Source organism: Citrobacter sp. wls716, from assembly GCF_005280975.1.
Taxonomy (GTDB): Bacteria; Pseudomonadota; Gammaproteobacteria; order Enterobacterales; family Enterobacteriaceae; genus Citrobacter; species Citrobacter youngae.
The window spans coordinates 15,900-28,938 of record NZ_SZWX01000025.1 but is presented as its reverse complement, the minus strand read 5'-3'; the positions used below and the strand labels follow the sequence as shown (position 1 = coordinate 28,938).

At 53.0% G+C, this 13,039-nt stretch carries 12 protein-coding genes; 5 read left to right on the top strand and 7 right to left on the bottom strand.

Features of this window, described 5'->3' with window-relative positions; translation table 11 throughout:
* Positions 1-57: 57 nt before the first annotated feature.
* From FDX24_RS08085 to tsgA, 6 genes are all read right to left on the bottom strand, one after another.
* Entirely contained in the window at positions 58-225 is a 168-nt protein-coding gene (locus FDX24_RS08085) for a YhfL family protein (RefSeq protein ID WP_115601369.1), read from the bottom strand.
* A gap of 256 nt (positions 226-481) precedes the next feature.
* Positions 482-1,855 carry a siroheme synthase CysG gene (gene cysG, locus FDX24_RS08080; RefSeq protein WP_137364109.1) on the bottom strand — a complete coding sequence of 458 codons (1,374 nt, stop codon included), beginning with the start codon at positions 1,853-1,855 and terminating at the stop codon, positions 482-484.
* 15 nt (positions 1,856-1,870) lie between these two features.
* On the bottom strand, positions 1,871-2,680 hold the full coding sequence (gene nirC, locus FDX24_RS08075) for a nitrite transporter NirC (RefSeq protein WP_005121658.1): 810 nt from the start codon (positions 2,678-2,680) through the stop codon (positions 1,871-1,873).
* Between the two features lie 275 nt (positions 2,681-2,955).
* Positions 2,956-3,282, bottom strand: a complete 327-nt coding sequence (gene nirD, locus FDX24_RS08070; protein ID WP_005121659.1) for a nitrite reductase small subunit NirD — start codon at positions 3,280-3,282, stop codon at positions 2,956-2,958.
* A complete protein-coding gene (nirB, locus tag FDX24_RS08065; RefSeq protein WP_137364108.1) occupies positions 3,279-5,822 on the bottom strand; it encodes an NADPH-nitrite reductase large subunit in 2,544 nt (847 codons plus the stop codon). The genes nirD and nirB overlap by 4 nt, the downstream gene beginning before the upstream one ends.
* Positions 5,823-6,093: 271 nt before the next feature.
* Positions 6,094-7,275 (bottom strand): MFS transporter TsgA, encoded by a 1,182-nt coding sequence (gene tsgA, locus FDX24_RS08060; protein WP_048213538.1) that lies wholly within the window; start codon positions 7,273-7,275, stop codon positions 6,094-6,096.
* Between the two features lie 264 nt (positions 7,276-7,539).
* On the opposite strand from tsgA, the gene ppiA reads away from it, so the two are divergent.
* The 5 genes from ppiA (at position 7,540) to FDX24_RS08035 (ending at position 10,876) form a co-directional block, all read left to right on the top strand.
* Positions 7,540-8,112 carry a peptidylprolyl isomerase A gene (gene ppiA / locus FDX24_RS08055; protein WP_003023595.1) on the top strand — a complete coding sequence of 191 codons (573 nt, stop codon included), beginning with the start codon at positions 7,540-7,542 and terminating at the stop codon, positions 8,110-8,112.
* Positions 8,113-8,218: 106 nt separating this feature from the next.
* Positions 8,219-8,386, top strand: coding sequence for a YhfG family protein (locus FDX24_RS08050; RefSeq protein ID WP_137364107.1), 168 nt, complete (start codon positions 8,219-8,221; stop codon positions 8,384-8,386).
* Positions 8,376-8,978, top strand: a complete 603-nt coding sequence (locus tag FDX24_RS08045) for a putative adenosine monophosphate-protein transferase Fic (protein ID WP_137364106.1) — start codon at positions 8,376-8,378, stop codon at positions 8,976-8,978. The genes FDX24_RS08050 and FDX24_RS08045 overlap by 11 nt, the downstream gene beginning before the upstream one ends.
* 31 nt (positions 8,979-9,009) lie before the next feature.
* The gene (gene pabA, locus FDX24_RS08040; protein ID WP_137364105.1) at positions 9,010-9,573 is read left to right on the top strand and encodes an aminodeoxychorismate synthase component 2; all 564 of its coding nucleotides are present in this window, start codon (positions 9,010-9,012) and stop codon (positions 9,571-9,573) included.
* Between the two features lie 85 nt (positions 9,574-9,658).
* Positions 9,659-10,876: an aspartate aminotransferase family protein gene (locus tag FDX24_RS08035; RefSeq protein WP_115642762.1), complete on the top strand. Its 1,218-nt coding sequence runs from the start codon at positions 9,659-9,661 to the stop codon at positions 10,874-10,876.
* A gap of 39 nt (positions 10,877-10,915) precedes the next feature.
* Here FDX24_RS08035 and FDX24_RS08030 read toward each other — a convergent pair whose 3' ends face one another.
* Positions 10,916-13,003: a YccS/YhfK family putative transporter gene (locus FDX24_RS08030; RefSeq protein WP_101743238.1), complete on the bottom strand. Its 2,088-nt coding sequence runs from the start codon at positions 13,001-13,003 to the stop codon at positions 10,916-10,918.
* Between the last annotated feature and the right edge of the window lie 36 nt (positions 13,004-13,039).

Genomic DNA, 13,039 nt, shown 5'->3' with positions numbered 1-13,039 from the left:
GCTGAAAAAACCGGGAATTTCCCGGTTTTTTTGTATCTGCGCAAAGAGATTTATTGATTATTCAGCCGCTGCGCCGCAACCGCCAATCATTTTAGAAATTGAAATTGCCGGGTGCAGCAGGTAATCATACGAGCAGGTTTTATTACGGTTTTCAATATGACCCGTACAAGCGGTCAACGTCGTCAGAATCCCTGCCACAAGGGCAATTTTTGCAATCTTAAGCATAACGAAATCCTTGTAGATATAACTATTTATATATATGAAAAAAATGGAAAAAATCCATTTTCCGCCGGTGAAAATATCAAGTAATGGAACAGGGAGGTAGTCCAGATAAGGACTACTCAAAGACAAGGAAATATGCTTTGAAAAACAGGTTAGAAATAAAAACGGCAGTCAGGAAAGAGATTCCAGGACTGCCGTTTGTGTTAATTAGCGGAACGATTTCAGAACGGTATACCGTTGGTTATTTCGCTGATGTGAATCAATGGTTCGAGAACCAGTTCAGCTTATCGCGTAATCCCACTACACGACCCACGATAATCAGCGCCGGGCTTTCAACCTGTTTTGCCAGTTCACCGAGCTGTGTCAGCACACCTCTGACGACGCGCTGTGTTACGGCAGTACCATTCTCGACCAGGGCAACCGGCATATCGGCTTGCATACCAAACTCGATGAGTTTTTCCTGAATCGTTGCCGCCTGATTCAGTCCCATATAGAACACCAACGTTTGTTTCTCTGCTGCCAGGTTCTCCCAGTCCAGCTCACCGCCTGTTTTCAGGTGCCCGGTGACCAGGCGTACGCTCTGCGCATAATCGCGATGAGTCAGTGGGATACCGGAATAAGCAGAACAGCCAGAAGCCGCTGTAATGCCTGGCACGACAGAGAATGGAATACCGGCATGACACAGGGTTTCCAGCTCTTCGCCACCGCGGCCAAAGATGAACGGGTCACCGCCTTTCAGTCGCACTACGCGTTTACCTTGTTGCGCTTCACGCAGCAGGATCTGGTTGATCTCTTCCTGCGGAACGCAGTGATAACCCGCACGTTTGCCTACGAACACACGATCTGCATCGCGGCGTACGAGGTTCATGATGTCGTCAGAAACCAGACGGTCATATACCACAACATCAGCTTGCTGGATCTGCTGTAGCCCTTTCAGCGTCAGCAGCCCGGCATCACCAGGACCGGCACCTACCAATACCACTTCACCCCGGTGATCCAGCGGTTCGCTGAGCAACTGCTCGGTGGTTTCTTCTACGGCTTGCTGGTCGTTGTTCGCCAGTGACTGCGCCAGGCGGTCATTAACAAACAATTTTTCCCAGAAGCGGCGACGTTCACCCATGCTGGCAAACTGTTTTTTCACGCGGGAGCGCAGTTGTCCGGCATATTGTGCGACCTGGCCCAGATGCTGCGGCAACACGGATTCGAGTCTTTCACGCAGCAGGCGGGCAAGAACAGGGGATGTACCGCCTGAGGAGATCGCCACCATCAGCGGAGAGCGGTCGATAATGGAGGGCATGATAAAACTGGCCGCTTTTGGCGCATCGACCACGTTACAGAAAATACGGCGTGTCTCTGCGGCATTGCTGACGCTAAGATTAACGGCATCGTCGTCAGTAGCGGCGATAGCCAGCCAGCAAGAGTCGAGCAGGGCTTCATCGAATGGCCCCTCAACCAGCGTCAGCATGCCTTCATTTGCCCATACGGTGAACTGCGGAATAAACGCCAGCGCATTAACCGTTAAACGGGCGCCCGCTTCCAGCAGTAACCGCGCTTTGCGTTCTGCGACATCACCACCGCCGACGATCAAGCAGTCGCGGTCACGTAGTTGACAAAATATAGGCAAATGGTCCACGACATTACCCCTTAATTAATTATTGGCAGCAGCCTCTGGCTGGTTGATTTTTGCCGGAGCCGGACGCTCCGATTTTGGCGTAGCATACCAATAACCCAATCCCATGAATACGACACCGGACAAAGTATTACCGAGTGTCACCCACAGAAGGTTATGACCAATTCCGGACAGGGTATAAGCTTCGCTGTGATGACCGAACCAGGAAAGGGCAAACAGCGTCATGTTGGCCACCGAGTGCTCGTAGCCTGAAGCGATAAACGCCAGCAGACACCACCAGATAGCGAGGAATTTTGCCGCGCCTTCGGTGCGGATTGCCATCCATATTGCCAGACAAACCAACCAGTTACATAGCGCGCCTTTAAAGAACAGCACTGTTGCAGGTGCGGTAGTTTTCGCCAGCGCGACCGTATGCACTATGCTGGTATCAACCGGCAACAGGCTGCCGCCACCCCAGCTGTAAAGCAGGGCGACAAACACGGAGCCGACCAGGTTACCCAGCCAGGTTTGCGGCAGAATCGCCCACATTTGACCGTGGCTGATGGTGCCCGCTTTCACGCCGAGCGTCAGAAACATCGTATGGCCTGTGAATAGTTCGGAACCGGCAATAATAACCAGCGTTAAGGCAATACCAAAGGTTGCACCCATCACCAGCGGACGTACGGACGGGTCAAGCAAATTACCGAGAGTGAAAATAAGAATGATGCCGAGACCAACGTAGGCCCCCGCCATTGCCGAACTGACCCAGAACCCGAGTGGGTTATTTGCCGACAGGCGTGCGATGCGCGCAGCGTTAGCCGCACACTTATTGATAGTGTCTGTGAACATGTGTTGATTATCCTTTTCTCACTTCATCCTTTGCACTGCGTCTTTGTTGGCTACTGAGTTACTCGTCTCGTCCTGAGACTCGCCCTTACGGGCCGTCGCTGTGCGACGTTCAAATCTGTTCCTGACAGATTTGTCGCTCACCCCAGTCACATAGTGAACTATGCTCCTGGGGGTTTGCTCAGTTGCCGCCGCGATGCAGCACAAATGATTTTGTGATAACAATTACAATGAAAAAAATACAAAAAAGGGGAGGCGTTGCGCCTCCCAAAAATTAATTAACCGCGCAGTTGTACCGTGCCGTCTTTCACTCGCGCTTCGTAATGTTTCACGGAGAATTGTTCGTCTTCCATGCACAGCCCATCGCTTAAACGAAAGCGTTGTTTCTTCAGCGGACTAGCGACCCACAATTCGCCCTGATGTTCAGCAATCAACCCACGCGACAGTACGCTGGACTCAAAGAATGGGTCGATATTGCTGATCGCAAACACCTGATCGCTGTGATACGGGCGGAAAATAGCAACCTGCTCAGTACCTAACAGGGCGCAGACGCCTGTCGCAGGCAGAATGTCATCGATTTTGCAGATGTTTTTCCACTGGCTCATGCGTTTTCCTCCACCAGAGTCACCGGAATACGCTCATAAGGCGTAGCCGGACGATGTTGTTCGCGCTCAGGTACAACCTGAACATTCGGATCGCGTTGATCGCTGTTGATAAAGTGTTTAAAGCGAACCTGTGCGGATGGGGTGTTAACCGTTTCTGTCCACTCACACACTACCGCTTCACGCAGACGAGCCATCTCTTCTTCCAGGTGCTGGTTCAACCCCAGTTTGTCGTCGATGATGACTGATTTCAGATACTCGATGCCGCCTTCCAGGTTATCTAACCACGGTGCAGTACGGGTCAGTTTGTCCGCAGTACGGATGTAGAACATCATAAAGCGGTCAAGGTACTTGAGCAGCGTTTCACGATCGACATCGGCCGCCAGCAGGTCTGCATGACGCGGTTTCATCCCGCCGTTACCACAAACGTACAGGTTCCAGCCTTTCTCAGTGGCGATGATACCCACGTCTTTGCCCTGAGCTTCCGCACATTCGCGGGTACAACCGGAGACGCCGAATTTCATTTTGTGCGGGGTACGAATGCCTTTGTAGCGATTTTCCAGCTCCACGCCGAAGCCGACGCTATCGCCGACGCCGTAACGGCACCAGGTGCTACCTACGCAGGTTTTCGCCATACGCAGCGCTTTGGCATACGCGTGACCGGTTTCAAAACCGGCTTCAATCAGCTGACGCCAGATTTCCGGCAGGTCATCTTTCTGCGCGCCGAACAGGCCGATACGCTGAGAACCGGTAATTTTGGTGTACAGGTTAAATTCGCGCGCGATACGACCGACAGCCACCAGGCCTTCCGGGGTAATTTCACCTCCCGCAGAGCGCGGGATCACGGAGTAGGTACCGTCTTTTTGGATATTGGCCAGGAAGTTGTCGTTGGTGTCCTGCAGCGGCGTGTGCTGTGGTTTGAGGATGTACTCATTCCAGCAGGACGCCAGCAGGGAACCGACGGTAGGTTTGCACACTTCACAGCCGTAACCTTTACCGTGTTTAGCCAGCAACTCTTCGAAAGTTTTAATGGCTTCTACGCGGATCAGGTGGAACAGTTCCTGACGTGAATACGGGAAGTGTTCACACAGGTTGTTATTCACTTCGATACCCTGTTTCGCCAGTTCGGCGTTCAGGACCTGCGTTACCAGCGGGATACAACCGCCGCAGCCGGTACCGGCTTTGGTTTCGGCTTTCAGCGCCGCAACGGTGTGACAACCTTTGTTGATAGCGGCAATCAGCATGCCTTTGGTGACGTCAAAACAGGAACAAATCTGCGCGCTGTCCGGCAGTTTATCCACGCCGATAGACGGCTTACCGCTGCCCGCGTGTGCTGGCAGAATCAGTGAGTCCGGGTTTTCTGGCAGTTCGATGGCGTTCAGCACCAGCTGTAGCAGGTTGCCGTAATCGCTGGTATCACCGACCAGAACCGCACCCAGCAGGGTTTTGTTATCTTCACTAACGATGAGGCGTTTGTAGACTTCTTTGCTTTCGTCGAGGTAAACATAGCTACGCGCTCCCGGTGTACGACCGTGCGCATCGCCAATCCCGCCGACATCCACGCCGAGCAGCTTCAGCTTGGCGCTCAGGTCCGCGCCTTCAAAAGCGTTTTCGGTTTCGATAATATGGTCAACGGCAACCTGTGCCATTTTGTAGCCCGGGGCCACCAGACCATACACGCGGTTGTTCCAACTGGCGCATTCGCCAATCGCATAGATATCCGGGTCAGAGGTCTGGCAAGAATCGTTGATCACGATCCCGCCGCGCGGCGCGACGTCCAGGCCGCACTGAGTTGCCAGTTTGTCGCGTGGACGAATACCGGTAGAGAAGACGATGAAATCAACTTCCAGTTCGCTACCGTCGGCAAAACGCATGGTTTTGCGCGCTTCGGTGCCTTCCTGGACGATCTCTTTGGTGTTTTTGCTGGTGTGCACACGCACGCCCATGCTTTCAATTTTGCGACGTAACTGCTCGCCACCCATATGATCCAGCTGTTCAGCCATCAGCATCGGGGCGAATTCAATGACGTGAGTTTCAACGCCGAGGTTTTTCAGGGCACCAGCGGCTTCCAGACCCAGCAGGCCGCCACCGACAACGGCGCCGCGTTTGCTACGGCGCGCGCAAGATTCAATGGCGTTGAGGTCTTCAATGGTACGGTAAACGAAGCAGTCCTGGGTTTCCGAACCTTTAATCGGTGGGATCCACGGGTAAGAGCCCGTCGCCATGATCAGCTTATCGTAATAGACCGTACGACCTGCGCTGGAGTGGATTACCTTCTCCTGGCGGTTGATGGTAATTGCGCGTTCGCCCACTAACACCTTAACGCCGTGCTTCTCATAGAATCCTTCACGCACCAGAGAAAGCTCTTCGGCGGTGTGGTGGGAGAAGTAGGAAGACAGGTGTACACGGTCGTACGCTTTGCGGGGTTCTTCACAGAAGACGGTAATATCAAAATTGGCAGCGTCGGATTTATCAAGAAGATCCTCAATAAAGCGATGGCCGACCATACCATTACCGATAATAGCGAGTCTGACTTTGCTCATTTTTGCCTCGATTTCTTTTCTATTACTGCCTACCTTAACGATTCAGCAACCGCACTTATTGATACAAATCAAATTCGGCCTTATATACTCCTTAAGGGGTATATGACTGATTTAACTGCATTTTTATAAGTTACGGAATTAACTGGCTTTTCGTGTTTGTATAAAAAGCGCACAATTTAAGGGGTTTTTGTAAGAATTGGCCTACATGACCAGTGAAAGGAAGAGGGCGCGAGAGTGTGCCGGATAGCACAGATACCATCCGGCAGTGAGATTAATGCGTGGCTGGCGCGTTATGCTGGCGATGACGCGTGACGAACCCAAGAATAAAGCACATCACGAATACGACGGCATACAAACCGTTCGCCGTCTGCAATGCCGCCAGCGGGCCGCTGTGCGCCACAATAGGACCGGTGACCACGAAGGTGAGCATAGTACCGATGGTGCCGCAGGTCAGAACGAAGTTAACCAGTTTTGGTGAGGCGACCTTCGTCTGCTGTGAGCCGAGGGTAATAATGGTGGTATAAATCGCGCTGGAGAAGAAGCCCAGCGTCAGAATGAACCACGGCATATGTTCCGGCGTGCCGGTGATGAACAGATACATCAGAACGGTGGCCAGACCTGCCAGTACGGTCAGGATGCGCTGCAGATCGAAGAATCGCAGGATAAAGCTAAACGCCCACATGCCAACCATATAAGACATCCAGAAGTCGCTGACCAGTTTACCTGCATCGTTCAGGCTCATGCCCAGGCTTTTGGCGTATTCCGGTACCCAGGAGATAAAGCCCAACTGACCGAGGATGTAGCACAGCGCGGCGATCGCCAGGAACAGCACGCCAATACCCCATTTTTCTTTCACTACCGGGGCGTCCGGTTGCTGCGCGTGTTTACCCAGCGCCGGGAATTCGCAGCCAAAGGTCAGCAGGAAAATGGCGACGTAGACCAGGCCGATGCAGGCATAGACCCAATACCATTCGATGCTGCGCGCTAACAGATACGCTGCCACCATCGGGAAAATCATCCCCGCCATGCTGAAGAAGGAGTCAGTAAACAGCAGGCGGGAACCGCGCTGTCGACCTTCGTACATCTGGGTCACCAGGAATGTACCAATCGACATGGTGATACCACTCACCACACCCAGCACAAACATGGCCGCAGAGAACAAGGCCAGGCTGTGGCTGAGCATCAGTCCGGCGACCGCCAGGACCATCAGGATGAAGCCAAAACGCAATTGCGTTTTCAGCGGCACGATTTCCATCAGCCAGGCATTCAGAAAAATAGAGATCAGGATACCTGCATTCAGGAAGGTGAAAGTGTTACTCATACTGGAAACGGGCAAATGGAAATAGTCTGCGATGTTTCCCATCACCATCCCGGTGACAATGACCAACGCACCTGTCAGGGCGTAGGAGAGAAAGCTAATCCATGTGAGCTTAATGCGATTGCTGTTAGTCATGACTGGCCTGTATAGAAGTGTAAGGCGCATTAACGGCGCCGTGAGCGGGCAGATTTTAGGCGTTTTAGTGATGTATTTAAATGTTTTTTGGTAATTACTGAGCCTGTTACATTTTTGTATGTGATCGTGATCACATAGACATTTACGGCTATGAGGTTACATTTGTTTCAAGTACGTAAAATTAGGTAAAGGGATGGCCTTGTTCATGAAGGCTCTTTAGAATCAATCCACTTGCTTCATTTCTGCTCTTGTTAAGGAATTCTCATGCTCAAATCGACTCTGGCGGCTGTTGCAGCTGTTCTCGCTCTTTCTGCTCTCTCTCCCGCAGCGCTGGCAGCGAAAGGGGATCCGCATGTCCTGCTGACAACTTCTGCCGGTAACATTGAGCTGGAGCTGAACAGTCAGAAAGCCCCAGTTTCAGTGCAAAACTTTGTCGATTATGTCAACAGCGGTTTCTATAACAACACCACGTTTCATCGTGTGATCCCAGGATTTATGGTGCAGGGTGGTGGTTTTACCGAGCAGATGCAGCAGAAGAAACCTAACCCGCCAATCAAGAATGAAGCCGATAACGGACTGCGTAACACCCGTGGCACGATTGCTATGGCGCGCACTGCGGATAAAGACAGCGCGACCAGCCAGTTCTTTATCAACATTGCGGACAATGCATTCCTCGATCACGGCCAGCGTGATTTTGGCTACGCTGTCTTTGGTAAAGTTGTGAAAGGTATGGATGTCGCGGATAAGATCTCTCAGGTTCAGACCCACGATGTCGGTCCTTACCAGAATGTTCCGTCAAAACCGATTGTTATCCTTTCAGCCAAAGTCCTGCCGTAATCGTATTTTGCGCGGGCAGCGCTTGCCCGCGTTCTCTCCCTTCTCTGCGTAACCCGAAATTGCTGCTTATACTTGTGGCAAGTGTCGGCTCATTCAGGGAGGTCACGTGAAAAAACTCACCGATAAACAAAAGTCCAGGATCTGGGAACAACGGCGAAATGCCAATTTCCAGGCAAGCCGGCGACTGGAAGGCGTAGATATTCTACGGGTTACTCTGAGTGCTGAAGACGCTCTGGCGCGTCTTGAAGAATTGCGGAGGCACTATGAGCGATAAATTCGGTGATGGTCGCGACCCGTATTTATATCCGGGCCTGAATGTCATGCGTAACCGTCTGGGGATTCATCAGGCGCAGCGTTTGGCGCAGGCGGCTTATGAACTGACGGCGCTGCGCGCGGCAACTATCGAATTGGGCCCGCTTAAACGGGGTTTGCCGCATCTGTGTGCTATTCATCGCCAACTCTATCAGGATATTTTTGACTGGGCGGGACATCTGCGAGAAGTCGATATCTACCAGGGCGATACCCGCTTTTGCCATTTCGCTTATATCGAGAAAGAGGGCAATGCGCTGATGCAGGACCTGGAAGACGAGTCCTGGCTGGTGGGGTTGTCGCAAGAAAAGTTTGTCGACCGCCTCGCACACTACTACTGTGAAATTAATGTGCTGCACCCGTTTCGCATCGGCAGTGGTCTGGCGCAGCGTATTTTCTTCGAACAGTTGGCGATTCATGCCGGGTATATACTCAACTGGGAGGGCATCCAGGTTGAGGAGTGGAACCAGGCAAATCAAAGCGGTGCCATGGGGGACCTGTCCGCACTGCAGGCGATATTTCGTAAAGTGGTAAGCGAAGCCCTGGAAACTGAGTAGAATAGCGCGGTTCTTCTGTACCGGAGCCGCCATGATCCTGCTTATCGATAACTATGATTCTTTCACCTGGAACCTGTACCAATACTTCTGCGAACTGGGGGCTGATGTCCTTGTCAGGCGCAACGACGCGCTGACGCTGGCGCAAATTGATGCGCTGAGCCCGCAAAAAATCGTCATTTCCCCGGGACCCTGTACGCCGGATGACGCCGGTATTTCGCTGGAGGTTATTCGCTATTTCGCAGGGAAGATCCCTCTGCTGGGTGTTTGTCTGGGCCATCAGGCGATGGCGCAGGCCTTTGGCGCGACCGTGGTGCGGGCGGCGAAAGTGATGCATGGTAAAACGTCGCCGATTACGCATAACGGGCAGGGCGTTTTTCAGGGGCTCGCCAATCCATTAACGGTAACGCGCTACCATTCTCTGGTGGTCGCACCTGAGACGTTGCCTGAGTGCTTTGAGGTGACCGCCTGGAGTGAAACGCAGGAGATCATGGGTATTCGCCACCGGGAGTGGGATATGGAAGGGGTGCAGTTTCACCCGGAGAGTATTCTCAGCGAACAGGGGCATCAGCTGCTGGCTAATTTCCTCAACCGATGATTTGTGGTTGCTATTCAGTGATTTTTTATTCATATTTTGTGATTATAATTTCACTAGCATTTCTGCTTAACAGGGTGGTAATGACATGGCAACTGAACAAACTGCAATTACACGCGCGACATTCGATGAAGTGATTCTGCCGATTTATGCACCGGCTGAGTTTATCCCTGTAAAAGGGAAAGGGAGTCGAGTATGGGATCAACAGGGTAAAGAGTACGTTGATTTCGCGGGTGGTATTGCAGTTACCGCGTTAGGGCATTGCCATCCGGCGCTGGTTGAGGCGTTAAAAGCTCAGGGCGAAACCCTGTGGCATACCAGCAATGTTTTTACCAACGAACCTGCGTTGCGCTTAGGCCGTAAAATCATTGATGCAACCTTCGCCGAACGCGTACTGTTCATGAACTCCGGTACCGAAGCTAACGAAACCGCCTTTAAGCTGGCGCGCCACTATGCCTGCGTGCGCCATAGCCCGTTCAAAACCAAGATTATTGCCTTCCATAACGCGTTTCACGGTCGTTCGCTGTTTACCGTATCCGTCGGCGGGCAGCCGAAATACTCCGACGGCTTTGGACCCAAACCGGCGGATATCATCCATGTACCGTTTAACGATCTCCATGCAGTCAAAGCGGTAATGGACGATCACACCTGTGCGGTGGTGATCGAACCTATTCAGGGCGAGGGTGGCGTTACTGCGGCAACGCCGGCATTCCTGCAAGGCTTGCGTGAACTTTGTGATCAGCACCAGGCACTGTTGGTATTTGATGAAGTTCAGAGCGGAATGGGGCGTACCGGCTCACTGTTTGCCTATATGCACTACGGCGTGACGCCGGATATCCTGACCAGCGCCAAGGCGCTCGGCGGCGGCTTCCCGGTGAGCGCGGTACTAACCACCCAGGAGATTGCCTCGGCGTTCCACGTGGGTTCACACGGCTCCACATACGGCGGTAACCCGCTGGCCTGCGCGGTTGCGGGAGCTGCGTTTGATATCATCAACACGCCGGAAGTGCTGGAAGGTATTCAGGCCAAACGCCAGGCGTTTGTTCAGCATTTGCAGAAAATTGACCAGCAGTTTGACATTTTCAGCGACATTCGCGGTATGGGACTGCTGATCGGCGCCGAACTGAAGCCGCAGTTTAAAGGCCGGGCGCGTGATTTCTTGTACGCCGCGGCGAATGAAGGCGTGATGGTACTGAATGCCGGGCCGGACGTGATGCGTTTTGCACCGTCGCTGGTGGTGGAGCAGGCTGATATTGATGAAGGGATGCAGCGCTTCGCGCAGGCCGTGGCGAAAGTGGTGGGTTGATGGATTGCCGGATGGCGCTACGCTTATCCGGCAACTCTCTTAACCCTTCATATCCCGCAGTCGGCGGCTCAGCCAGATCCCATGGTGCGGTCGCTGACGCCATGCTACCGACGAAATGGTGTGCATGGTATTCAGATGCCCCAATATCCGCTGTAGGTGCTGCTCAAGGGTGCTTAAAGGCCCATGGGACAGCATCTCTGGCGCCTCGAGAATATTCACATCGCCGGAGCTTCCGGGGCCGTCATATTCCAGCCGCTGCTGGCAGCGTTGGATCGCAATTTCGCAGGATTCCAGATACCGCTGCGCCAAATCCGGCGTCAGCATCGTATGTTCCCTTGCCAGCGTAGTCATTGCGTTGATGTGTTCGACGATGAACTGGCTATGCGTAACCCACAGTTTCATGTCCGCCAGATAGTGCGAGTTGAACCCAGGCTCCTGCATCGCCTGGTTAAGTGAGTTGAACAGCGTGTTATGCGCCTGGTTGACCCGCATGCGTTGATACGCCAGCGGTGTGGCCTGGGGATCGTTGCTCAGGATCAGGCGAATAGCCTCCTGATCGGCTTCTAACGCATCGTGGGCGTTTTTACGCAGCAAACCGCTCTGCCACTGCGGCCACAGCCAGAGCATTCCGCCAAAGGCGATCAGGCAGCCAGTGACCGTATCGATAAACCGCGGCACGATAAACTGTTCCCCGTTCAGCGTCAGCAGTTGCAGGGTATATACCGCGGTGACCGTAAAGCCGACGGTAGCCCAGCCGTAGTTTTTGCGGATGGTCAGATAACTCACCAGGGTTATCAGCAGCATGCCTGCCAGCGTGTAACCTTCCTGAATATGAAAGTGCAGTGTGACGCCGGCGATCACCAGGCCGACGAGCGTCCCTACTGAACGGTGTAAAATACGTACCCGGGTCGCCCCATAGCCATTTTGCGTGACGAACAGGATTGTCATCAAAATCCAGTAGGGTTTTGGCAGGTGTAAGGCGCTGCCCATCAGGCTGGCAATGCTCAACATGACGCTGATGCGTCCGGCATTACGCAGCGCCGGGGATTTCAACGACAGATAGCTTTTCAGGGCAGGGATCAGCGGCAGTCGACGCTGCTTGTCAGCCATTAAATCCCGGGCATACAGTGGTCGCTGGGTGCGTAGCACACGGGCAATACGGCTGAAGTGCCAGTAGCAAAATTGACCCACCGGATTGTCCGGATGCTGGTTGGCGATTTTTTCCAGCGTGCCAATTTGTTTATCCATTGAAAAACGCGTCGGCAAACGGTGATACAAAATGTCATCGGCCAGAACGCGAAGGCGTTCGGCGACGGTGCGCGCATTCCAGCGAATCACCTGTTCGGCGTGGCTGCGTTCGACCAGCTTTTGCACCTCTTCCGGCTGGTGGAGGCTAACGGAAATATGTTCCTGTAAATCGAGCGCCTCCTGAAATGCACGTAGCAGGCGTTTATAATCGTTGTTGCGATGCGCCGACAGCATATGCATTTGCTGATAGCACTGGGTAATTAAATCCACCGCTTTTTGCTGGCGCACCAGCAGGGGAGGAAGCGCTTTTTCGGGATCGGCATGCTGGGTCAGCATGCTGTACTTGGCTTCACAGTAATCGGCTAATTCGCGGTACAACAAACTGAGCGATTCACGCAGCGGCTGCTCGCGCCACATCCAGAACCAGAACCAGTTGAACAGGCCGTACCACAATGTGCCCAGCGCGTAGATTAGCAGCGGCTCCCAGACGGGCATGTTACCTGCCAGACTGAGTGTGAAAATTGCCGCGATAAGCGAGGCAGGTAGTAGTCGCGCATGCAGAGGGCCTAATTCTGCGGTTACACCAAGAATCAGCGTCAGGCCGGTGAGGATCAGCGGCAGCGGTATATCTTTTGCCAGCAGTAACTGCATGATCAGACTGCATCCGGCAAACAAAGACGCGCCAATCACTAAGCGTTTGAAAAAGCGCTTATGCGGGGTATCAAGACCGGCAATATTGCAGCAGGCAGGGACGAGGGAGAATAAGAGCCCCAGATGAAGCTGACCAATGATAAGGCCGACAGCCACAGGTAAACATAGCACCAGCGTCTGTCGTAGTGCGTAGTTGATCTCGGGGTGATAAATCAGTCTTCGCCACATCGGAGCAAACAAAAATGGCGCATTACTACGTAACAC

Coding starts and splice junctions, on each gene's coding strand:
- FDX24_RS08085 (WP_115601369.1), bottom strand. CDS start 225: ATGCTTAAGATTGCAAAAATTGCCCTTGTGGCAGGGATTCTGACGACG.
- nirC (WP_005121658.1), bottom strand. CDS start 2,680: ATGTTCACAGACACTATCAATAAGTGTGCGGCTAACGCTGCGCGCATC.
- nirD (WP_005121659.1), bottom strand. CDS start 3,282: ATGAGCCAGTGGAAAAACATCTGCAAAATCGATGACATTCTGCCTGCG.
- nirB (WP_137364108.1), bottom strand. CDS start 5,822: ATGAGCAAAGTCAGACTCGCTATTATCGGTAATGGTATGGTCGGCCAT.
- tsgA (WP_048213538.1), bottom strand. CDS start 7,275: ATGACTAACAGCAATCGCATTAAGCTCACATGGATTAGCTTTCTCTCC.
- ppiA (WP_003023595.1), top strand. CDS start 7,540: ATGCTCAAATCGACTCTGGCGGCTGTTGCAGCTGTTCTCGCTCTTTCT.
- FDX24_RS08045 (WP_137364106.1), top strand. CDS start 8,376: ATGAGCGATAAATTCGGTGATGGTCGCGACCCGTATTTATATCCGGGC.
- pabA (WP_137364105.1), top strand. CDS start 9,010: ATGATCCTGCTTATCGATAACTATGATTCTTTCACCTGGAACCTGTAC.
- FDX24_RS08035 (WP_115642762.1), top strand. CDS start 9,659: ATGGCAACTGAACAAACTGCAATTACACGCGCGACATTCGATGAAGTG.
- FDX24_RS08030 (WP_101743238.1), bottom strand. CDS start 13,003: ATGTGGCGAAGACTGATTTATCACCCCGAGATCAACTACGCACTACGA.